The sequence below is a fragment of the Pseudorhizobium banfieldiae genome (genome assembly GCF_000967425.1).
GTDB lineage: Bacteria > Pseudomonadota > Alphaproteobacteria > Rhizobiales > Rhizobiaceae > Neorhizobium > Neorhizobium banfieldiae.
Genome location: NZ_FO082820.1, coordinates 281,295 through 302,088, shown reverse-complemented (window position 1 = coordinate 302,088; position 20,794 = coordinate 281,295). Strand labels below are relative to the sequence as shown.

At 61.6% G+C, this 20,794-nt stretch carries 17 protein-coding genes and 1 tRNA gene; 7 read left to right on the top strand and 11 right to left on the bottom strand.

What is annotated here, in order from left to right; all coding sequences use genetic code 11:
- Nucleotides 1-41: 41 nt before the first annotated feature.
- Nucleotides 42-1,472: a phosphomannomutase gene (locus tag NT26_RS01450; protein WP_052637027.1), complete on the bottom strand. Its 1,431-nt coding sequence runs from the start codon at nt 1,470-1,472 to the stop codon at nt 42-44.
- Between the two features lie 180 nt (nt 1,473-1,652).
- On the opposite strand from NT26_RS01450, the gene NT26_RS01445 reads away from it, so the two are divergent.
- The 3 genes from NT26_RS01445 to NT26_RS01435 all read left to right on the top strand — a co-directional run bounded on the left by NT26_RS01445 (nt 1,653) and on the right by NT26_RS01435 (nt 5,732).
- Nucleotides 1,653-2,900 carry an NAD(P)/FAD-dependent oxidoreductase gene (locus NT26_RS01445; protein WP_052641671.1) on the top strand — a complete coding sequence of 416 codons (1,248 nt, stop codon included), beginning with the start codon at nt 1,653-1,655 and terminating at the stop codon, nt 2,898-2,900.
- A 173-nt stretch (nt 2,901-3,073) separates the two neighbouring features.
- Complete coding sequence (locus NT26_RS01440) at nt 3,074-4,432, top strand: glutamine synthetase family protein (protein WP_052637026.1); 1,359 nt, start codon at nt 3,074-3,076, stop codon at nt 4,430-4,432.
- A gap of 1 nt (nt 4,433) precedes the next feature.
- Nucleotides 4,434-5,732, top strand: coding sequence for an NAD(P)/FAD-dependent oxidoreductase (locus NT26_RS01435; protein ID WP_052637025.1), 1,299 nt, complete (start codon nt 4,434-4,436; stop codon nt 5,730-5,732).
- Nucleotides 5,733-5,747: 15 nt separating this feature from the next.
- On the opposite strand, the gene NT26_RS01430 is transcribed toward NT26_RS01435, so the two are convergent.
- The 4 genes from NT26_RS01430 to rirA all read right to left on the bottom strand — a co-directional run bounded on the left by NT26_RS01430 (nt 5,748) and on the right by rirA (nt 8,804).
- Nucleotides 5,748-6,401 carry a TetR/AcrR family transcriptional regulator gene (locus NT26_RS01430; RefSeq protein ID WP_052637024.1) on the bottom strand — a complete coding sequence of 218 codons (654 nt, stop codon included), beginning with the start codon at nt 6,399-6,401 and terminating at the stop codon, nt 5,748-5,750.
- A 156-nt stretch (nt 6,402-6,557) separates the two neighbouring features.
- Nucleotides 6,558-7,097: a gluconokinase gene (locus NT26_RS01425; protein ID WP_052637023.1), complete on the bottom strand. Its 540-nt coding sequence runs from the start codon at nt 7,095-7,097 to the stop codon at nt 6,558-6,560.
- Between the two features lie 93 nt (nt 7,098-7,190).
- A complete protein-coding gene (locus NT26_RS01420) occupies nt 7,191-8,219 on the bottom strand; it encodes an AbrB family transcriptional regulator (protein ID WP_052637022.1) in 1,029 nt (342 codons plus the stop codon).
- Nucleotides 8,220-8,330: 111 nt separating this feature from the next.
- Nucleotides 8,331-8,804 (bottom strand): iron-responsive transcriptional regulator RirA, encoded by a 474-nt coding sequence (gene rirA, locus NT26_RS01415; RefSeq protein ID WP_052637021.1) that lies wholly within the window; start codon nt 8,802-8,804, stop codon nt 8,331-8,333.
- Nucleotides 8,805-9,017: 213 nt separating this feature from the next.
- Here rirA and NT26_RS01410 point away from each other — a divergent pair, with 213 nt between their 5' ends.
- Nucleotides 9,018-10,028, top strand: a complete 1,011-nt coding sequence (locus tag NT26_RS01410) for a Fe(3+) ABC transporter substrate-binding protein (RefSeq protein WP_321209447.1) — start codon at nt 9,018-9,020, stop codon at nt 10,026-10,028.
- A 57-nt stretch (nt 10,029-10,085) separates the two neighbouring features.
- Here NT26_RS01410 and NT26_RS23245 read toward each other — a convergent pair whose 3' ends face one another.
- Both NT26_RS23245 and NT26_RS01405 read right to left on the bottom strand, forming a co-directional pair.
- A complete protein-coding gene (locus NT26_RS23245) occupies nt 10,086-10,208 on the bottom strand; it encodes a hypothetical protein (protein WP_268877031.1) in 123 nt (40 codons plus the stop codon).
- Between the two features lie 105 nt (nt 10,209-10,313).
- Nucleotides 10,314-11,810 carry a CoA-acylating methylmalonate-semialdehyde dehydrogenase gene (locus NT26_RS01405; RefSeq protein WP_052637019.1) on the bottom strand — a complete coding sequence of 499 codons (1,497 nt, stop codon included), beginning with the start codon at nt 11,808-11,810 and terminating at the stop codon, nt 10,314-10,316.
- Nucleotides 11,811-11,918: 108 nt separating this feature from the next.
- Here NT26_RS01405 and NT26_RS01400 point away from each other — a divergent pair, with 108 nt between their 5' ends.
- A complete protein-coding gene (locus tag NT26_RS01400) occupies nt 11,919-12,800 on the top strand; it encodes a LysR family transcriptional regulator (RefSeq protein ID WP_052637018.1) in 882 nt (293 codons plus the stop codon).
- Between the two features lie 10 nt (nt 12,801-12,810).
- Here NT26_RS01400 and NT26_RS01395 read toward each other — a convergent pair whose 3' ends face one another.
- The 4 genes from NT26_RS01395 to NT26_RS01380 all read right to left on the bottom strand — a co-directional run bounded on the left by NT26_RS01395 (nt 12,811) and on the right by NT26_RS01380 (nt 15,207).
- Nucleotides 12,811-13,947, bottom strand: a complete 1,137-nt coding sequence (locus NT26_RS01395) for a GNAT family N-acetyltransferase (protein WP_052637017.1) — start codon at nt 13,945-13,947, stop codon at nt 12,811-12,813.
- A gap of 128 nt (nt 13,948-14,075) precedes the next feature.
- Entirely contained in the window at nt 14,076-14,315 is a 240-nt protein-coding gene (locus NT26_RS01390; RefSeq protein ID WP_065814504.1) for a helix-turn-helix domain-containing protein, read from the bottom strand.
- A gap of 242 nt (nt 14,316-14,557) precedes the next feature.
- Nucleotides 14,558-14,634, bottom strand: a tRNA-His gene (locus NT26_RS01385).
- 126 nt (nt 14,635-14,760) lie between these two features.
- Complete coding sequence (locus NT26_RS01380; RefSeq protein WP_052637016.1) at nt 14,761-15,207, bottom strand: phasin; 447 nt, start codon at nt 15,205-15,207, stop codon at nt 14,761-14,763.
- 222 nt (nt 15,208-15,429) lie between these two features.
- Here NT26_RS01380 and NT26_RS01375 point away from each other — a divergent pair, with 222 nt between their 5' ends.
- Both NT26_RS01375 and NT26_RS01370 read left to right on the top strand, forming a co-directional pair.
- A complete protein-coding gene (locus tag NT26_RS01375) occupies nt 15,430-19,008 on the top strand; it encodes a PAS domain S-box protein (protein WP_052637015.1) in 3,579 nt (1,192 codons plus the stop codon).
- 135 nt (nt 19,009-19,143) lie between these two features.
- Nucleotides 19,144-20,718 carry an ABC transporter permease gene (locus NT26_RS01370; RefSeq protein ID WP_082077595.1) on the top strand — a complete coding sequence of 525 codons (1,575 nt, stop codon included), beginning with the start codon at nt 19,144-19,146 and terminating at the stop codon, nt 20,716-20,718.
- Nucleotides 20,719-20,794: the final 76 nt, after the last annotated feature.

The window sequence follows — 20,794 nt, the reverse complement described above, 5'->3', positions numbered from 1 at the left end:
GGCGCCAACCAGCCGATCCAGCAAAGGTTCCGGGCCGTGGTCTAAAGAGCGTCTGCGCCGCCGTGTTCGTGCGCCCACTGGCCGATGCGCTCCAGTCCCGCCCGAAGCAGCGCATCTGCGGCTGATGCGTCTTTCGCCTCGACGTAGCAGCGCATCTCGGGCGCATTTCCGGACGGCCTGAAGTGAATGATCCTTCCATCGTCGAGTGCAACCCTCAGACCATCGATGTCGGAGGTTTCCTCGATCCGTCCGATCGGTTCCAGGAACGACTCTAGATTTTCGCGACGCGCCCGCAGATGGGTCATGAGCGCAGCACTCGCTTCCGTCGGGAAGTTCTCCAATCGGTCAGAGGCGGCAATTGGCAGCGCGAATTGAGCGGCGATCTTCGAGAGAGGCAGCCCCCTGTCCACACGCAGTGCAAGCACCGCAAGAATGGGCAGGAAGCAGTCTCGCGTTGGCAGGGCACAGAAGACCTGCCCGTTCACCTGGAAATCAGATGCGGTCAAAACCCCACCATTGGCTTCGAAGCCCATCACGCCGTGCCTTCCAGCTGCCACGGCCTCCTGCATCGCCGCAATCACATAGGGGGAGCCCACACGCGTCCGGGTGACCGCGAATGACCCTGCTGCCTCAATTCCCGAGTTGGAGGTCAACGGAGTGACGACCACGTCTGCGCGAAGGAAGTTCGCGGCGATCAGGCCCAGCAGATCACCGCGAAGCGGTAGGCCTGCCTCGTCTGCCACCAGCGGGCGGTCGCCGTCGCCATCGGCCGATACGATGGCATCGAGCTCGAATTCCGTGCTCCACTGCCGCAACGCGTTGATCGTGTCGGCTGAAACCGCTTCGGTATCCACCGGAATGAAGGTCTGCGAACGTCCCAGAGCCATGACGTCGGCGCCGTAGAAGCGCAGCACGTCCACGAGCAGGTCCCGCGCCACCGTGCTGTGCTGGTAAACCCCGATCCGAAGTCCCTCCAAGGCATTCTGCGGGAGGAGCGCGATATTCCTGTCTCGAAAGAGTGCAAGGCATTCGCGCGAGTGATCGGCAGGAGAAAGAGACGTCGGATGGACATTCGATGCCTGGGCGGCAAGCGCGCTGATCGCCTGCTCGTCCTGCTTGTCGATCTCGCCATCCGGGCGATAGAACTTGATGCCGTTGCGGTCGGCAGGGATATGCGAGCCGGTGATCATCAGCGACGCTGCGCCACGCTTGAGGCCGTAAAGCGCCAGAGCGGGAGTGGGAAGCTCGCCGCAATCGACAACTCGGAAGCCCAAGCCCGACAATGCCGCACTGCAGTTGGATGCGATCGCGGGGCTGGAGGGACGAAAGTCCTTTGCCAGCAGGATTTCGGAGCCCTGCTTCGCTTGTCCGCTCTCCAGGAGATACCGTCCAAAGGCGGCGGCGTAGGCACCGGACACAGGTCCTTCGAGATCGACCGAAAGGCCCCGAAGGCCGCTGGTTCCAAACTTCATGCGCTCCCCCCACTCGTCTTACCGCTGTGCCTCGATCTGTATCTGCCCCCCGGCACCGCGACAAGAGAACCGAAGATGGAAGCTTTCAGACAATCGCAAGCCTGTGGCGATTTTTCATTTGCGCCGCAGCATCCTCACCGGCATGTTCGCGCCATCGGTATTTGGATTGAAAGTGCAGACATGGCAGCGGATGCAATCGTCCTGGGCGCAGGCATCATAGGGGTTTCGACGGCGCTACAATTGGCGCGGCGCGGTAAGTCGGTCGTCCTTGTCGACCGCCGGGGGCCCGGTGAAGAGACATCCTACGGGAATGCAGGGCTCATCCAGCGAGAGGGGGTCGTCCCTTACGGGTTCCCGCAGCAGTTCGGCCTGATCCTGCGCTACGCCTTGAACAACCGCATCGATGCTCACTATCACTGGCGCGCCATCCCGCATGTCACTTCCTTCCTGGCGAAGTACTGGTGGCATTCCAACCTCAGCCGGCATCAGCTGATCGCACGCGCCTACGCTCCGCTGATCGAGCACTCGATCTCCACCCACAACGAGCTGATAGAAGAAGCTGGTGCACAGGACCTCATCGCCAAGAATGGCTGGACTGAACTTTTCCGCACCTCAGCAAAGCGCGATGGCGAATTGAAGGAAGCGGCACGGCTGCGCCAGGAGTATGGGGTCACGTTCCGGGAGTTGACCTCAGCCGACATCAGGGTAGAGGAGCCCGATATCAGCGGCGACTTCGTCGGCGGCCTGAAGTGGGAAGATCCGTGGTCCGTCCGTGACCCCTATGCACTGACCATGGCCTATGTTCGCCTGTTCGAGAACCTCGGTGGGCGGGTCCTCAAGGGCGATGCGCGCAGCCTGTCGCAGACGGCGACCGGCTGGCGCATGGTTGCCGGCGACGGAACCGTCGAAGCGAAGGATGTGGTGGTTGCGCTCGGACCGTGGTCCGACACCGTGACGAAGCCACTCGGCTACCGCTTCCTCGTCGGCGTCAAGCGTGGCTATCACATGCACTACGGAACCAGCGAAGGCGTAAAGCTCAACGGCTGGACCATGGATGCGGAGAAGGGATATTTCCTCGCGCCGATGAACCAGGGTATCCGCTTGACCACCGGAGCTGAATTCGCGCTTCGCGATGCCCGCAAGACACCGGTCCAGCTGGAGCGGGCAGAAGCGGTCGCCCGCACGGTCTTCCCGCTTGGAGAGCGCCTGGACCCGGAGCCTTGGATGGGTGCACGCCCCTGCACCCCGGACATGATGCCGGTCATCGGTCAGGCGCCGCGTCACAAGGGCCTCTGGTTCGCCTTCGGCCATGCCCACCACGGCCTGACGCTCGGCCCGGTGACCGGTCAGGTCATCGCGGAAGCCATTGCGGGAGAACAGACCCTCATCGACATCTCGGCCTACCGGCCCGAGCGCTTCGGGGCCTGACTGCTGGTCTTCCTGCCGGAATGACGCTAGACTATGGAAACAGGGGAAGGCGGGCATGTCCCGCGACATCAAGAATGGCTCGATATCTCATCTACAATGCCAGAACCGTCCATCTTTAGCGGGCCACCCGGCCCGGCGCTTCGGCGCCTACGGAAACGGTTTCTTGGTGTTACATGGATGATATAAGTTCAGCGCAGGTTTTCCTAGACAGCAATCCGGACATCGAAGTCCTCGAGGCATTCGTCATAGACGTCAATGGCGTGCCGCGCGGCAAGTGGATTCCGCGCGAGCGGGCTCTGGACATCTTGTCCAAGGGCATGGCGATGCCGCGATCCGTCTATGCACTGGATGTGTGGGGACGGGATGTGAATGCGGCGGGGCTAGCTGAGGGCACCGGCGACCCGGACGGCCTTTGTTTTCCAGTTCCCGGCACGCTTTCGCGCGTGACCTGGTTGAACCGGCCGACCGCCCAGGTTCTTCTCGGGATGCGTGATCCGGATGGCCAGGGCTTTTACGGCGACCCTCGGCAGATCCTCGCCAATGTCCTCAAGGGCTTCACGAAGCTAGGACTGACCCCGGTCGTGGCGACGGAGCTCGAATTTTACCTTATCGATCCGGTACGTTCGGCGCTCGATCCCGTGCGTCCTCCCAATTCCCGCGATGGCCGCTGGCATACCGGCCAGACTCAGGTTCTGTCGATTTCGGAATTGCAGGACTTCGAGTCGGTCTTCCACGGGATTGCCAGTGCGGCACGCGCCCAAGGCATTCCGGCTGACACGACACTGCGCGAGAACGGGCCGGGCCAGTACGAGATCAACCTCAACCATGTTCCCGACGCGTTGAAGGCAGCCGACTTCGCGGTTCTCCTCAAGCGGATCGTCAAGGGCGTGGCGCGGGCAAACGACCTCGATGCCACCTTCATGGCCAAGCCCTACGGCAGCCAGGCGGGGAGCGGAATGCACGTGCATTTCTCCCTGATCGACGAAACGGGGACCAATGTCTACGCGGGAGAGGACGGCCCGGCGGAACGTCTGTTCCACTCCGTCGGCGGCCTTCTGGAAAACATGAACGACAGCATGGCCGTCTTTGCGCCGCACGCCAATTCCTATCGACGCCTCAGGCCAAGCGAGCACGCGCCCACCTACGCGTCCTGGGGCTTCGACAATCGCTCGGCGGCGGTGCGGGTCATCACCGCGAGCCGACCGGCCACCCGAATCGAGCATAGGGTGGCGGGATCCGACACCAATCCGTATCTCGTGCTGGCGATGATCCTCAATGCAGCGCTCACCGGCATACGCGAGAAGCGCAATCCCGGCGGGGCGATCACAGGCGACGATCACGCGGTCAGCCACGAGCCCCTGCCGACCAACTGGGACTATGCGGTGCAGCAGTTTGCGAAGTCGACATTCGCCTATGCCACGCTCGGCCCCAAGTACCGCGCGCTCTACACCGCCTGCAAGCAGCAGGAGATTCAGGAGTTCTCACTTCGGGTGACCGACGTGGAGTATGATGCCTACATCCGGACGGTATGAGATGAGCTTCAAGACCAGCGACAATCCCCGACACACGAATTCCTGGTACGCGGCAACCGCCAACGACAAGCGGGTACGCCCTGCCCTCCAGGAAGATCTGGAGACCGATGTCTGCATCATTGGTGCCGGCTTCACAGGAATCTCGGCCGCCGTTGAGCTCAGCGAACGGGGCTACCGGGTGGTTGTTCTGGAGGCGGAGCGCATCGGCTATGGCGCATCCGGGCGCAATGGCGGGCAGATCGTCAACGGCTATAGCCGCGACCTGCAGACGATCGCATCGCGATACGGGCAGGAGAAGGCGGTCGCCCTCGGCGCCATGTCGCTTGAAGGCGGCGAGATCATCCGTAGTCGCGTTTCGACCTACAACATCGACTGCGATCTCATCCCGGGCGGCTTCTTCGCAGCATTTACGGACAAGCAGATCCGGGAAATGGAAGCTCACAAGCGGCATTGGGAGCAGCATGGCCACGGCGGACTGGAAATGGTCTCGAAGCAGGAGGTCAGCCGCTATGTCAGTACCGACCGCTATGCCGGCGGCATGATCGACCGGCTGGGCGGGCACATCCATCCCCTCAACCTAGTCGTCGGCGAGGCCGCGGCGGCGGAAAACCTCGGCGCGCGTATCTTTGAAGGCTCCCGCGCCGTCGCGCTGGAAGATGGAGAACGACCGATTGTCCGTACAGAGCGAGGATCGGTTAGGTCCGCCTACGTGCTCGTCTGCGGCAATGCCTATCTATCCCCCCTCCTGCCGGAGATCCACGGACGCATGATGCCGGTGTCGAGCCAGGTCATGGCAACCGAGCCCCTCGAGGAGGGGTTGGTCCAATCCCTGCTGCCGGCGAATTACTGCGTGGAGGATGCCAACTATATCCTCGACTACTACCGCCGGACCGCCGACAATCGCCTGCTCTATGGCGGTGGCATCGGATATGGCGGGCATGATCCGAAGGACCTGACGAGCGTCATCCGGCCGAACATGCTGAAGACTTTCCCGCAGCTAAAGGATGTCCGGATCGATTATGCGTGGAGCGGCAATTTCGCGCTGACCCTGACGCGGATCCCGCACATGGGACGTCTTTCCGACAAGGTCTACTTCTCGCATGGCGACAGTGGCCACGGTGTCACGACCACCCACCTGCTCGGCAAGATCCTCGGCGAGGCAGTCGCCGGTCACGCTGAACGCTTCGACATCTGGGCTTCGCTTCCCAACCTTCCATTCCCGGGCGGAAAGACGTTCAGGGTACCGCTGACGATGCTGGGCGCATGGTGGTATGGGCTGCGCGACCGCCATGGGCTGTGATGTCCCGAAGCATCACTAGGCGTCAGCTTCCGACCCAGGGAGAAAGCGTTGCATCTGAACCGCGCATGCGGACTTGAAGTCTTCGATGATGAGCCCGGCCTCGTGCTCGTCGGCCAGCAACGCAAGGCGAACAGCGGCTTCGGCCATGTGGAACATCAGGAACACCATGCGCTCGAATTCGTCTCGACGGTCCGCGGCTACGAAGCGTGACGTGGCATCCGAAAACAGCCTGGCATGGTTGCGGGACTCCTGGAGATCCAGAAGTGCCAGCTCCTTGTCAGCCTGGGTGGCATTTAAAAGGTCCTGCAGCGCAGGCGTGCGGCGGATGTTTTCGTAGTAGCGATCAATGATGCAGTCGATCGCCGTGAAAACATCGTCAACGGTCACTATCCTGGAAACGCCCTCCCGGATGAACATCCCGACGCCGTCCACGTACCGCATGTAAAGCGTCGCAACGATCGCGCTCTTGTTCGGGAAGTACTGGTAGATCGACGCGATCGGACCTCCCGCGAGCGAGGCGATCTCCTTCATCGTGACCGCATCGATACCCTTGCTGCCGATCAGGTCCATTGAGACCTTGAGGATTTCATCTATCCTTTCGCGGCTGCGCTCCTGCTTCGGTATCCGCCGCAGCAGACCTTGCGTCACGCAATCCATCGTATCCGACATTCGCAGCACTTCTCCATACTTATACTGAATCCGGATGCCGGCATCTCTGCAGGCGCCCCGATGGAGATCCAGGATACTTGCTTCTACGGGAGCGAAAGTGATCTAGATCATCAACTCGGCGAGTTTTATCATTGTATCAGGATGTAAGAAGTCACTTCAGCGCGAATCAGACCTAGGTCCGAGCTTGCTCAGACCTTTTTCGGCGGCTTCAACTATTTCGTCGAGCGTCCCATCGATAGTCACGGTCACGACTCCCTTCTCGCCCTCCGGCGTCTCCAGCGTCGCCAGCTGACTGTGGAGCAGCGAGAGCGGCATGAAGTGGCCCGTCCGATCCCCCATCCGAATTTCCAGAAGCTCCGGCGTCCCCTTCAGGAAGACGAACTTCAGGTTTCCTCCCGCAGCTGCGCGAAGCCGGTCACGATAGATGCGCTTGAGCGCAGAGCAGGAGAGGACAAGGCTCCGGCCCTCGGCAACGGCAAGGGCAAGCTCCTGCCCCACGAGATCGAGCCATGGCCACCGGTCCTCATCGTTAAGGGGAATGCCCTTCGCCATCTTCTCGACGTTGGAGGGAGGATGGAGCCTGTCTCCTTCCGCGAAGTCGCAGTTCAGCGCCTCAGCCAACCGTTCGCCCACCGAGGACTTACCGGCTCCGCTGACGCCCATGACGATGATTGCTGAAGCTGTTTGGCGGTTCATTGTGCTAATCATTCCTCAATAGATCCGGCGACCAGCTATCCGACCTTCCCCGTCAAGCTCAAGCCGCAGGAAGTCGATCTGCACAGGTTCGCATCAATCCCTGCTCAGATCGCGGCGCAAAAGATACGGCATCAGCGCGGACAGGAGCAGGAGGCGCAGGATGTGATGCGCGCCCACATAGGTCGGCTGGGCATTCAGCATGACTGCCATCGCAGCCATCGTCTCCAGTCCGCCGGGGGCGAAGGCAATAAGCGCGGCATCGACCGGGACATCCGCGATATGTGACACCAGAGCCGCGATCAGGGCAGCCAGCACCACCACGACGACGGTCACCACACCTCCCGCGACAAACGCAGTGCGTAACGCCCGGAGGGAGACCCCGGAGAAACGGGATCCGATCATTCCGCCCAGTAGCACATAGGTCGGAATCAAGATCCAGGCGGGAAGGTTACCCTCCACCATCCCGCTGAGATGAACGCTACCCGACGCGATCATTCCTCCCATGAGAAGTGCGGCGGGCACGCGCAGCCGCATCAGGACCCAGCCCAGACCGAGAGCCGCTGCGAACGAGATGGCCAAAGGCCAGATGGCCATGGTCGCGGCGGGATGCGGCGCGGTTCCGACCAGGCCGAGAACCTCGACGATCAGCGGAACCGTCAACGTCAGGGCGAGGACCCGGACACTCTGGATGACGCCGACAGCCAGCAGGTCGCTACGGGTGTCCGCCGCCAGGCTGAGCACGAAGCTGAGGTGACCGGGGGATGCAGCAAGCAAGGCCGTTGTTCGATCGTAGCCGAAGAACCGCTGCAGGATCCAGGTCGCCGAATAGAGGAGTATGACGATGGTCACGGGCACGAGAAGGAAGCTCAGGGGCCACGTCCGGGCCGCGACAAAGACCTCGGGCGTCAGGCCGGCTCCCATCGAAAGGCCCACAGCAACGAAGCAGGCATTTCGCACCGATGTGGGGATGGAAAGTCGCAGGCCGGCAAGTCCAGCGATGCTGACGGCGGAGGCTGGCCCAATCAGGAACGGCGCAGGCAACCCAAGGAGGTAGGCGGCTATAGCCCCGGCCGATGCCAGGGCTGCAGTGAGAAGGAAGGTGCGAAGATCGGCAAGGGACATTCAAACGCCTTTTCGAGGCGCAATCTCCACCCCTGAGCGTTCTCCCTTGTATTGTACGCCGGAGAGAGGTCAACCCGGCAAAGCCTTGCCGGGCAAAGACAATCGGACAACTCAGGCAGCGGGCACGGCTGCAAGCCGAGGTGCACGAGCCTCGTCGATACCGAGCAGGAAATTTATCTGCGGACGAGCCTTCACGAGATCGTCGATCGTGTAGTCCGACAGGACATCGAAGAATGCGTTCAGCGCCTTGCGCAGCGCCGAGTTGAGGCCACAGCTGTTCACAAGCGGACATTCCGCGACGGAATCTTCAAAGCACTCCGCCATCGCGAAATTGTCTTCGGTAACCTTCACGACGTCGAAAAGCGTGATCTTGTCGGCTGGACGTCCAAGCCGGACACCTCCATTGCGACCGCGAACGGTCTCGACCAGTCCTGCCTTGGTCAGCGGCTGGAGGATCTTGAAGAGGAAGAGTTCCGACACGCCGTAAGCCTTGGCAATCTCGGGGATGCGGCTCAGGTGACCTTCATTGGCCGCGCAGTACATCAACATGCGCACCGCGTAGTTCGTCTGCTTCGTCAACCGCATAGTATTGCTCCCCGAGTCTTCGTCAGAACTTACATATAAGGGCTCGGCTAGTTTTGAACAATTCCAAAATAAGAAATTTATGATCAAGTTTTCCCGCCCGACCCGCCCGGGGCTCTTGACCCTCGTAAAAATTCATGACTTCTGCCATCAAGATTCATAACTCGATGGAGGATACTCATGGTGAAAATGTTGTCTCTTGTCGCGCCGGCGATCATGGCGAGCGTGGCGCTTCTCCCGATCGACCGCGCGCTGGCAGACGGTGAAGTGAACATCTACTCCTACCGGCAGCCGGACCTGATCAAACCGCTGCTGGACGAGTTCACCAAGAGAACTGGCGTCGAGACCAACGTGCTCTTCCTGGACAAGGGCCTTGTCGAGCGCATCCAGGCGGAAGGTGCGAATTCGCCAGCGGACGTCATCCTTACCGTCGACATCTCCCGCGTCATGGAAGCCAAGGAAGGCGGCGTGACCCAGCCGGTCACCGACAATGAGACGATCAACAAGGACATTCCGGCCCACTTCCGGGATCCTGCCGGCGAATGGTTCGGGCTTACCACCCGGGGCCGTGTCGTCTACGCCTCAAAGGAGCGCGTCGAGCAGGACGAGATCACGTATGAGGAGCTTGCGGATCCGGAATGGAAGGGCAGGATCTGCATTCGCGATGCGCAGCATTCCTATAACATCGGACTGATTGCCTCGATGATCGCCGCCCACGGCGAAGAGTATACCGAGGAGTGGCTGACCGGACTGAAGAACAATCTTGCCCGCAAGCCGAACGGCGGCGATCGCGACCAGGCCAAGGCAATCTTTGCCGGCGAGTGCGACATTGCGCTTGGAAATACCTACTACGTCGGCCTGATGCAGACCAACGAGAAGGAACCGGAGCAGAAGGACTGGGCGGCTGCCATCAAGGTCCTGTTCCCGAACACCGCGGACCGCGGCACGCATGTGAACATTTCGGCGATGGCACTCGCAAAGAACGCTCCGAACCGGGACAACGCCATCAAGCTGATGGAATTCCTCGCATCGGGCGACGCACAGGAGATCTACGCCGAGCAGGTCTTCGAATATCCCGTCATGCCGGGCGCGGAGCCATCCGACATCGTCAAGGCGTTCGGCGAGATCAAGCCGGACACGCTGCCGCTGGCTGACATTGCCGCGAACCGGAAGAAGGCTTCGGAACTCGTGGACAAGGTCGGCGTGAACGAAGGGCCGAACGGCTGACACAGCTAAGGCGGGGGCGGCCCCACCGCCCCCGTTGTCGTTCAGAACTGCGGTAGATCAAAGGACGGCTGCCGCCGTCCAGGCGAATGCTCCGACGAGCGCCAGAACAATTATCGCGACCACGGCAACCCTGCTCCAATAGGCGCGTCTCGCACGCCTCTCATCCCATTCGTAAACCATCGTCCCGCTCCCTAGCGCAGGCGAAGTAGGGCGGCCGGACTGAACGTCAACATATGCTAAAAAAGAAGGCTCTGCATTTGCGGAGCCTTCTTTTGCAGTGACGACTTACTTCATCGTCGGGATGGAGAATTCGGCGCCGTCCTTGATACCCGACGGCCAGCGGGACGTGACTGTCTTTGTGCGCGTCCAGAACCTGATCGAATCCGTCCCATGCTGATTGAGGTCGCCGAAGGACGAGGCCTTCCAGCCGCCGAAGGTGTGGTAGGCGAGCGGAACCGGGATCGGGACATTGACTCCGACCATTCCGATATTGATACGGCTGGCGAAGTCGCGGGCGGCATCACCGTCGCGGGTGTAGATGGCGACACCGTTGCCGTATTCGTGCTTCATCGGCAGCTCTAGAGCTTCTTCATAATTTCTGGCGCGAACCACGGAAAGCACGGGACCGAAGATCTCGGTCTTGTAGATGTCCATGTCAGGCGTCACATGGTCGAAGAGGCAGCCGCCGACGAAATAGCCGTTCTCATAGCCCTGCAGCTTGAAGTCACGTCCGTCGACGACAAGCTTCGCGCCCTCCTCGATGCCACGGTCAATCAGGCCGCGGACGCGGGCGTGCGCTTCCTTGGTAACGAGCGGGCCCATGTCGGCCTTGTCATCGGTGTAGGGACCGATGCGAAGGCTCTCGACCATCGGGGTCAGCTTGTCGATCAGGCGGTTCGCAGTCTCTTCCCCAACCGGAACAGCCACGGAGATCGCCATGCAGCGTTCGCCGGCGGAACCGTAGCCCGCGCCGATCAGTGCATTGGCGGCCTGATCAAGATCGGCATCCGGCATGATGATCATGTGGTTCTTCGCGCCGCCGAAGCACTGGGCGCGCTTGCCGTTGGCCGTGGCCGTGCCATAGACATAGCGGGCGATCGGCGTGGAGCCCACGAAAGAGACAGCCCCAATATCCGGATGAGCAAGGATAGCGTCCACGGCTGCCTTGTCGCCGTTCACGACGTTCAGAACGCCTTCCGGCAGGCCGGCCTCGATCATCAGCTCCGCGAGGCGCATCGGGACGGATGGGTCGCGTTCCGACGGCTTCAGGATGAAGGCGTTGCCGCATGCGATGGCCGGCGCGAACATCCACATCGGGATCATGCCGGGGAAATTGAAGGGGGTAATGCCGGCGCCGATGCCGACCGGCTGGCGGATCGAGTACATGTCGATGCCGGGTCCGGCGCCTTCGGTGAATTCGCTCTTGGAAAGATGCGGGATGCCGATGACGAACTCGCAGACCTCCAGGCCCCGGACGATGTCGCCCTTGGAGTCCTCTATTGTCTTGCCATGTTCGCGGGAGAGAAGTTCCGCCAGTTCATCCATGTTCTCGTTCAGCAGCTGCACGAACTTCATGAAAACCCGTGCACGGCGCTGGGGATTGGTGGCGGCCCAGGCGGGCTGGGCGGCCTTCGCCGCTTCGACGGCAGCACTGAGTTCCGCGTCGCTCGCCAGGGAAACCGTTCCCTGGACCTCTCCGGTCGCAGGATTGAAGATGTTTGCGGTGCGCCCGCTCTGGCCGGCGACGCGCTTGCCGCCGATAAAATGGCCTATTTCGTACATAGAAACACTCCTCCGATAGCTCGATGGCCCGCAGAGTGGCAAACAAATTTGCACAACGCAACGCGATAGTTTACGCATCCGTTGTGCATTTTTGTCGATAGGTGACCCGTGGACTGGGATGATGTGCGGCTTTTCCTAGCCGTCGCGCGAAGTGGCCAGCTACTCGCGGCCTCGCGACGGCTGGGCATCAATCACGCAACCTTGGGGCGCCGGATGACGGCGCTTGAGCACGCCCTGGGGACAAGGCTTCTGGTTCGGCGAACGAACGGATGCGAACTCACGGCGGAGGGAGAGGTCTACTTTGCCGCCGCCGAGCGGATGGAAGCCGAGATGCTGGCGGCGCAGGCTGCGACCGGCCAGATCGATACGAGCGTGGCCGGCACCGTTCGGCTTGGGGCGCCGGACGGCTTTGGTGTGTCGTTTCTCGCAGCACGCCTGGGAAGGCTCATGCAGCAGCACCCTCAGTTGAAGGTGCAACTCGTGCCCGTTCCTCGTTCCTTCTCGCTGTCACAGCGGGAAGCGGACGTGGCCATAACGATCGAGCGGCCGGAACAGGGCCGGCTTATCTCCTCCAAGCTTACCGATTATACCTTGGGCCTCTATGCATCGCGCGCCCATGTGAAAACGCATGGAATGCCGGGCGGGCTCGAGGACCTGCGGCATCATCCTCGCATCGGCTATGTGGAGGACCTGATCTTCTCGCCTTCGCTCAACTTCACCGGCGAGGTGATGCGCGACTGGGATGCGATGCTGGAAGTCTCCAGCGCCATCGGCCAGACCGAGGCCGTACGCTCAGGAGCCGGCATAGGTATCCTGCACGACTACATCGCTCGCCAGTACCCGGAACTCGTCCGCATTCTCCCGGACGTGGTGATCCGCCGCGCCTACTGGACGACCTATCATGAGAGCAGTCGCGACCTGATGCGGATCAAGACGCTGGTCCGCTATCTGAACGACATCGTCCACGAAGAGCGCCATATCTTCCTGTGACGCCAAGCCATCAGCGCACCGACAGTTTCCGCAGGACGACCCATTTCAACGGCCGCAGTCGCTGGTAGACCAGCGTTCCACGAATCTTCTCCATCAAACTCAGACGCGCCAGGTAGAGGCGCCCGCGGAGCGTCAGTGCCTCACGCCGCTCCACGAGGGGGATTGTCGTCCTGCAGCTTTCCAGCTTCCAGGGTTCATTGCCGATCCCGAGGTCCATCCACTCGAAGCCGTTCCCATGAAGCCACTCGAGCACCTTATAGAAGAGGACGCTGCCGGGGGAGTGCTTCGTCCACTCGTCGCCCTCGAAGGAGAGCATGATGGCGTAATACCGCTTGCCGCTGACCAGGCCCCAGATGGTGGCCACGACCGTCTCGCCGAGGGTGAGGTAGAAGAGCCTGAGCATACCCTCTCCATGGAAGCGAGCCGCACCGCCGTCGAAGAAGTCGAACTTGTCGCGATCGACGTCGAAGCCCGGAACCTTGGTCTCCTCGAAACGGCGCTGCTTCTGCCGAAGCATCACCGCGGTCACCCGCCTCACCTCGTCTTCCGTCTCAGCAAGGTGGAATCCGAGGGGGCCCAGGCGTTCCAGGCCCCTGATCTTGCGCATCAGCGTCGTGCGCCGAGGTATTTCCCCGTCGATCTCGGCCCAGGGGCGCCTCAGGTCCGTTGCATGACACGAGAGTTCACTGGCTCCACTCCCCAGGAAGACAAGCGGGTTCAGCAAGCCCTCTACATCCCCCGGGATCTTCGTTAGCTCGACGACATCGACGGGCGGAAGCTCTGCGAGCACCTGCTGCCAGAGTTGCTCCGCGGTCTCGCGGCTCCACGTCATCTCCGATGGGAAAAGCACCGGAGCGTTATAGTCTGCGGCATCCTGGTCCACGAACTGCAGCAATCGTGCGCCGCCTGCCCTGAGGATGCGAAGCGGCATGAAAAGCAAGGGTTGGCGGGCTCGGTCCCTTACCTCCACGAAATGGAAGCTTTGCGTGCCGGACCGCCCAAAGCTTTCCAGCCACACCTGAAGAAAGGTGCGTGATTGGAAGGCGTGCAGCAGTGTCTGGGCCTGGTGGCATGGGGCGCCGACGGGCCAGTCGGACGAGACGTCCTCCAGGCGGTTCCGCACCTCAATCAGAAAGGGTTTTTCCACGCTGTCGCCCCGCCGGCTCTCGTCGTTCGAGATGCCGCAGGGATGACATCTTCCCGTCAAGATTACGTTTACGGACGGGGTTCATTTCGCTGTTTTTGCTGGCTCTGACGTCAATCCGACGCCTGCCTTCAGAGAAGAGCGGCAGGCGGCAGACCAAGAGCAGAGGCGATACGCTGCACGAGTGCCGGATCCGTTACACCGCCATCTTCGACCGCCTTCAGTTCGTCCACGGTCAGGCCAGTGGTCACGGCCAGCTGATCAAGCGTATAGCTCCGCTCCTGGCGCGCTTCGGTGAGAATGGCTGAAACACGATCAGCGGAGATACCGGTTTTCACTGCAGGGGCGAAATTGCTCATGGAAATAGACATAGGAGGAACCCTTCTACGATTGTCTTGCGCCGGAGGCGATATGTGCAAGGAGTACGGCAGCATAGATAGCGTGCGCCGCAATAAAGAGTAGGTTTTTGGGCGAGTGGATGCAAGTCAGCCGACCTAGATCCCGTTCGACTGCTCAAGCCGTGGCTTGCCCCTATGCGTGCCGCAGAAGACAGAACGGTGACTAGTTCGCAGCCACTCGCGGCTTACCTGCAGCGCATCGGGATCAAGAGAAATGGTACGGTTGGCTGGAGTTGAACCAGCGACCTCAGGTGCCACAAACCTGCGCTCTAACCAACTGAGCTACAACCGCACATGCAAGCCGCCGCGGCGGCTTTTCGGGTCAAATACGAGCATCGGGCCGTTTTTGCAAGCCCCCATACGAAAAGAAGGACCGGGGCTCTTCGCCGCCGGCCCTTCCTCTTCTCGATGCTGAAAATCAGGCGGCCTTGAAAGTCGACATGGCCTTTTCGGCAGCTTCCTTGCCCGGCTGGCTGACCGCTTCTGCGAGCTTGCGCGTGGCATCCTGGATGCTGCGAGCCTGATCGACGGTCAGTTCGGCCTGCTTGCGGACGAAGCTCGTCTGCAGCTCCACGAATTCAGCGACGGACTTCACGCCAAGAAGCGATTCCATGTGGGAAAGCGAAAGATCGGCATTGGTGCGAAGAGCCTCGATGGCCTTGAGGCCAACTTCCACGGAGCCGGCCTGAGCGGACTGCATGGTGGTCTCGACCGTCTTCGTCGCCTCTTCGGTCGCAGCCTTTACCTTTGCATAGGCTTCGCGAGACTGGGCTGCACCCTTCTCGGCAAATTCACGGAAGCTGTCCGTCAGCTTGGCCGGGTCGAAGGCGCTGAAGGAGAAGATATCATCGTTGCGGTATGCCATCCTCATATTCCTTGTACTTGGTATCTTCGGAAGGTGACCGAAGCTTCATGAGCCGTATATAATAGATCTTATTGTGCATTGCAACATAATTGTGCGACGCACCATTTTCCTTGTTAACCTTTCGGGGCGTTAAGGCGCAGCCATTGTGGACCCAAATCGGCGTTCCGGCTATTAACACTATGTTAAGAACCCTATTTACGCTCGTGACGTCGGGGCCCTTCCATGCCTGCCACACAGTACCCGTTCATCGACATCGCGGTTCACGAACGTGTTCGTAACCGGTATGCGGCCGGCGATGCGATCGTGCTGTTCTCAGCGGACATGTCCACCGTACTGTGGTGCAACGGTCGCGGCGCCGGACTGTTCGGCTACGGGTCCGTCTATGACTTTCTCGACCAGGGCCCAGATCAAAACGATCTTCTCTTTCGGCAGGTCAGAAGCGTCGCGTCGCGGGTTGAACGCTCCTCTATTCCCGAAACCCTCACCATCCGCGTCGCTGCCGGCTTCCGAGCGGTGCCCGTCATGGCGCGCTGCATGCCGATCGACCTTTCCGGCGAGGCAGCGGTGCTTTTCACCGCCCCTGTCGGAGGAACTGGCGGCGCGGCTGCTGCAACGGGGTCGGGGCTAATCGATGGGCTCGATGACCCCCACATCCACGTGGCCGTGCTCGGCGCCGACGGAGTGGTGGCCGAGGCATCGAAAGCATTTCCAACTCTCGGGCTGACGCCTCATACCGCGCAGATGCTCGTGACCATCGCGAACAGTGAGGCGAACGGCCTTGTCAAGCGCCCGGTCCCGACGTCCAAGGGCTATCTTCCTGCGGCGATGGGCAAGCTCTCCGACGATCCGGCGCTCTATCTGCTGCTCGTCGTGGAGACGGCCGCTGCCGGCATGGATCTGGCACCTGAAGCGATCGGCAACGACCCGGCTGCCGCCATGGAAGTCAGGCCCCGGAACGCCGACAGTTTCGACGACGCCATCGAGGCGGTCGCGCATATCGAGGAAACCTCCGACACGGAGGAGCTGGTGACCCTCGATGTCGATTCAGCTGACAGTGAAGAGAATGACGCCTCCGACGAGGACCGCCGGGCTCTCCCACCTCAAGGCGGCGAGGCGGAGGAGACAACGGTGACGCTCCCCGGTGAAGGCGTGGTCGATGAGGCGCCGACCGAGCCGCCGACCCCATCGCGCGAAGAGCCTCCTTCGGAACCTCGTTTCGTGTTCCGTCGCGATAGCCGCGCCACCCGCTTCGTCTGGAAAATCGATGCGGAGGGACGGTTCCAGGAGATTTCCGAAGAGTTTGCGCGAACCGTCGGTCCCCGCTCGGCGAACATTGCCGGTTCGACCTTTGCAGACGTTTCGGCACGCTTCAAACTCGATCCGGAGAACAAGCTGCAGGATCTTCTGCGCCGCCGCGATACCTGGTCCGGCAAGACGATCCGGTGGCCCGTCGAGGGAACTTCGTTTAAGGTTCCGATCGATCTCGCGGCGTTGCCGACCTACACCCGCGACCGCGTCTTCGACGGCTTCCGCGGGTTCGGTATCATCCGTGTTGGCGATGTCGCGGAGGACCCGGACGCGCTCGGCATCAGTCTCGCCTCTGACGCGAACGAAACGCGGGCCGAAGAGGCACCATTCCAAGAGGCCGAGGAGGTCTCCTCCGCCGTTTCGGACGACGTTGCATCCGGCGAGGTCGTGACAAGGGAAGGCGTGACGGCCCCTGAGGAAGCCGCTCCACAGGTCGAGCCGGCCGCCGATGCCGAACTCGATAGTGAACTGCCCGAGCCGTCGACGACACAGCCGTCGAACCGCGACGCAGAAACCGATCTCCAACTGCCGGAGAATGAAAAGCCTGCACTTCGCGTGGTTGCGGCTCCGGCACCCGCCAGCACCGACAAGGTCGTGCAGCTACCGGACCGCCGGATCCGGCGAGAGGGCCTATCACCTGTCGAACAGGCCGCATTCCGAGAGATCGCCCGTCAGCTTGACGGCTTCATAGGCCGCCGCCCCTCGGGGGATGAGGACCCCAGCAGCCAGGAGGTAGCAGGCGTAAACGCCGATGAGGCTCAGGCCTTGCCCGACACTCTGGAAGATACGCGGGAGGTGTCGCCGCCTTCTCCAGAGCCCGAGTCAGATGACCACCTATCATCCGCAGACTTGACCGTACCCGACGATGCGCAAGAGGCACCACTTGCCGAGGAGCAACCCTCGGCAGTGGAAGAGAGCGAGCCCGACAACCACCAGTCGGGTACCGCAGACGACGAAAGAGCTCCCTACCTGCCTGCCGCCCGCGAGCGTATGGGACTGTCAGGAGAGATCCTGGACCAGATGCCGGTTGCGCTTCTCGTGCATGCCGGCGACCGGCTCATCCATGCCAATCCGGAATTCCTGCGCCTGACGGGCTATTCGTCGCTTGAGGCGCTGGCAGACGTCGGCGGGCTCGATGCGCTGCTGCAGCGGCAGGATCTCGACAGCGCGGCCAATCAGGCCAGTGGGCTGGTGCTTGTTCGAGCCGACGACGTGATCGTTCCGGTGACCGCTCGTCTTCAGTCCGTCCGATTCGAGGATGCAACTGCGCTCATGCTCGCCATGATCCCGATCGCTGCAGAGCCGGTGGCGGAGAAGGAGCATCAGGCCGAAGTGATCCCGCTCGCAAGGCCCATTCCCGAGCAGGCGGTGCGCCTGCAGGTGGAGGTGGAAGAACTGAGGGCGATCCTCGAGACTGCGACGGATGGCGTCGTCGTCATCGACATCGACGGAACCATCCGCTCGATGAACCGGTCCGCCAGCGCACTTTTCAACTACGATAACGACGAGACGGAGGGCAAACCCTTCGTGATGCTCTTCGCCCATGAAAGCCAGAAGGCAATCGTCGACTATCTCGCAGGTCTTTCCGGACATGGCGTTGCCAGCGTCCTCAATGACGGCCGGGAAGTCATCGGACGCGAGGCCTCCGGAGGGTTCATCCCGCTTTTCATGACCATCGGGCGGCTGACCTCTTCCAACGGCTTCTGCGCGGTGATCCGCGACGTGACCCAGTGGAAGAGGACGGAAGAGGAACTGCGAACGGCAAAGCGCGTGGCTGAGGCCGCGAACGCTCACAAGAGCGAGTTTCTGGCCCATGTAAGCCATGAAATCCGGACGCCCCTGAACGCCATTATCGGCTTTGCGGACCTGATGGCCACGGAGCACTTCGGCCCAGTCGGCCACCCGCGCTATGTGGAATATGCCAGCGACATCGTGCGCTCTGGCCGGCATGTGCTGGACATCGTCAACGACCTCCTCGACATATCGAAGATCGAGGCTGGAGAGATGGAACTCGACTTTATCCCAGTCGAGCTCAACGAAACGGTGTCGGAGGCAGTCTCGCTGTTGCAGCCACAGGCGAACGGCCAGCGCGTCATCATCCGGACAGCCCTCTCCCATTCCGTGCCGCAGGTGGTTGCAGACCTTCGCTCGGTGAAGCAGATCGTCCTCAATATCCTCTCCAATGCAATCCGCTTCACGCCCTCCGGAGGGCAGACCGTGGTTTCGACGGCCTATGAAGGGAACGGAAGCGTCGTCCTGCGTATCCGGGACACAGGCATCGGCATGAGCAGGGAGGAACTGGAGGTGGCCATGAAGCCGTTCCGGCAGGTCGCGGGAAGCACGAGAAAGCGCGGCGACGGCACCGGTCTGGGGCTTCCCCTGACCAAGGCCATGGTCGATGCCAATCGCGCCAGCTTCGCAATCAGCTCTGCACCGCGCGAAGGGACACTGGTCGAAATAACCTTTCCGCCGCAGCGGGTGCTTGCGAATTGAGGTCTGCCGGCTTAGCAGTTCCTCACTTCTAGAGGATCAAGCTTGCAGGTTCCCCCGTATCCGGCCAGTAGCTCACCCCGACGCCCCCGCCGCGCCACGTCTGCCCTGGCGATCGTCACGGCTGCCGTCGTCGCCATGCCGGTCATTGCCGTCGTGTGGATCGCATTTCAGGGTGGTGATGACACCTGGCGGCATGTTGCGTCCACGGTCATCCCCCGCGCAAGCCTCCGCACCCTGCAACTCCTGGGCCTGACGGGCCTTGTATGTGCCATCGTCGGTACGCTTACCGCATGGCTGGTGACCAGCTACGAATTCCCCATGCGCAGCATGTTGTCTGTCATGCTCGTCTTGCCGCTTGCGATTCCCTCTTATCTCGCCGCCTATGCCTTTGGCGAATTCATGGACTTCACGGGCCCCCTGCAGACGGCCTTCCGCGCAGCCTTCGGCTTTCAAAGCTCTCGCGAGTACTGGTTCCCGGACATTCGGTCGATGGGCGGCGCGGTTCTCGTCCTGAGTTCGGTGCTCTATCCGTACGTCTACCTCGCCTGTCGCTCGATGTTCCTTATGCAGGGGCGAGCCGCCGCCGATGTTGCACGGACGCTCGGCGCCAGTCCGGCCAGAGTGTTCTGGCGCATTCAGATCCCGATGGCGCGCCCCGCGATCATGATCGGCCTGACGCTGGTAACGATGGAGACGTTGAACGATATCGGCGCCGTGCAATTCCTCGGCATCAATACCCTGACCTTCTCCGTCTATGATACCTGGCTGAACCGGGGCAGCCTGAGCGGAGCGGCCCAGATCGCGGCCGTGATGCTGGGAATCGTCGCGCTTCTGATCTGGCTCGAGCAGGCGGCGCGTCGCAGCCAGCGCTTCTCCACGAACCGGACCACCGGCGCGGTACATGACGTTGTGCGAACCCGACTTATCGGCGTGGCAGCTGCGGGTGCAACGGCGTTCTGCCTTGTTCCCGTCGTGACCGGCTTTGCGATTCCGGTCGTCATCCTTGGCGGGTTCGCCTCCCGACGGCTCGGCGACTATCTCGATCCTCGGCTGCTCGACGCGCTCTGGAACAGCCTGGTCGTTTCCTCGCTGACCGCAATGATCGCTGTCCTGTTCGGCCTTGTCCTCGCCTACTCGATCCGCAACGACCGGTCATCCGGCGCCACGATGGCGGGGCGCATCGCCTCCCTCGGCTATGGCGTGCCGGGGACAGTGCTGGCCATCGGCGTGCTCATCCCCATGGCCGGTTTTGACAATGCGGTCGACGGCTTCCTTCGTTCGAATGTCGGCATATCGACCGGCCTTCTTCTCTCGGGTAGCGGCGCGGCAATCGTCTATGCCTGCACCGCCCGGTTCATGACCATGGCGGAGGGAACATTGGAAGCCGGGTTCCACAAACTCTCTCCTCACCTGGACATGGCCGCACGCACGCTTGGCCGCAACCAACGACAGACGCTGGCGACCATTCTCCTTCCCAATCTTGGTCCAGCCTTGATGACGGCGGCGCTCATGGTCTTCATCGAAACCATGAAGGAGCTTTCGGCCACTATGCTGTTGCGGCCATTCAACTTCAACACGCTCGCCACGCTGGTTTACGAGGATGCTTCCCGTGCCCGGATCGAAGATGCTTCGGTTGCCGCGATGATCATCATCCTTGCCGGCCTGATTCCGGTCCTGATCGTTTCGCGTTCCTTGGACAGGCAGCGCTGATCAAAAAAGAAGGCGGCCAAAGCCGCCTTTCGAGGTAATGCTGTGTCACGTGCGTTCGGACATCCTGATGCCCCAA

What these genes read in the sequence shown, in the direction of transcription:
- NT26_RS01370 (WP_082077595.1), top strand. Translation starts at nt 19,144, where the DNA reads ATGCCGGTCATTGCCGTCGTGTGGATCGCATTTCAGGGTGGTGATGAC.
- rirA (WP_052637021.1), bottom strand. Translation starts at nt 8,804, where the DNA reads ATGCGGTTGACGAAGCAGACGAACTACGCGGTGCGCATGTTGATGTAC.
- NT26_RS01435 (WP_052637025.1), top strand. Translation starts at nt 4,434, where the DNA reads ATGAGCTTCAAGACCAGCGACAATCCCCGACACACGAATTCCTGGTAC.
- NT26_RS01450 (WP_052637027.1), bottom strand. Translation starts at nt 1,472, where the DNA reads ATGAAGTTTGGAACCAGCGGCCTTCGGGGCCTTTCGGTCGATCTCGAA.
- NT26_RS01380 (WP_052637016.1), bottom strand. Translation starts at nt 15,207, where the DNA reads ATGGCATACCGCAACGATGATATCTTCTCCTTCAGCGCCTTCGACCCG.
- NT26_RS01445 (WP_052641671.1), top strand. Translation starts at nt 1,653, where the DNA reads ATGGCAGCGGATGCAATCGTCCTGGGCGCAGGCATCATAGGGGTTTCG.
- NT26_RS01440 (WP_052637026.1), top strand. Translation starts at nt 3,074, where the DNA reads ATGGATGATATAAGTTCAGCGCAGGTTTTCCTAGACAGCAATCCGGAC.
- NT26_RS01420 (WP_052637022.1), bottom strand. Translation starts at nt 8,219, where the DNA reads ATGTCCCTTGCCGATCTTCGCACCTTCCTTCTCACTGCAGCCCTGGCA.
- NT26_RS01390 (WP_065814504.1), bottom strand. Translation starts at nt 14,315, where the DNA reads ATGTCTATTTCCATGAGCAATTTCGCCCCTGCAGTGAAAACCGGTATC.
- NT26_RS23245 (WP_268877031.1), bottom strand. Translation starts at nt 10,208, where the DNA reads ATGGTTTACGAATGGGATGAGAGGCGTGCGAGACGCGCCTATTGGAGC.
- NT26_RS01405 (WP_052637019.1), bottom strand. Translation starts at nt 11,810, where the DNA reads ATGTACGAAATAGGCCATTTTATCGGCGGCAAGCGCGTCGCCGGCCAG.
- NT26_RS01375 (WP_052637015.1), top strand. Translation starts at nt 15,430, where the DNA reads ATGCCTGCCACACAGTACCCGTTCATCGACATCGCGGTTCACGAACGT.
- NT26_RS01410 (WP_321209447.1), top strand. Translation starts at nt 9,018, where the DNA reads ATGGCGAGCGTGGCGCTTCTCCCGATCGACCGCGCGCTGGCAGACGGT.
- NT26_RS01425 (WP_052637023.1), bottom strand. Translation starts at nt 7,097, where the DNA reads ATGAACCGCCAAACAGCTTCAGCAATCATCGTCATGGGCGTCAGCGGA.
- NT26_RS01430 (WP_052637024.1), bottom strand. Translation starts at nt 6,401, where the DNA reads ATGTCGGATACGATGGATTGCGTGACGCAAGGTCTGCTGCGGCGGATA.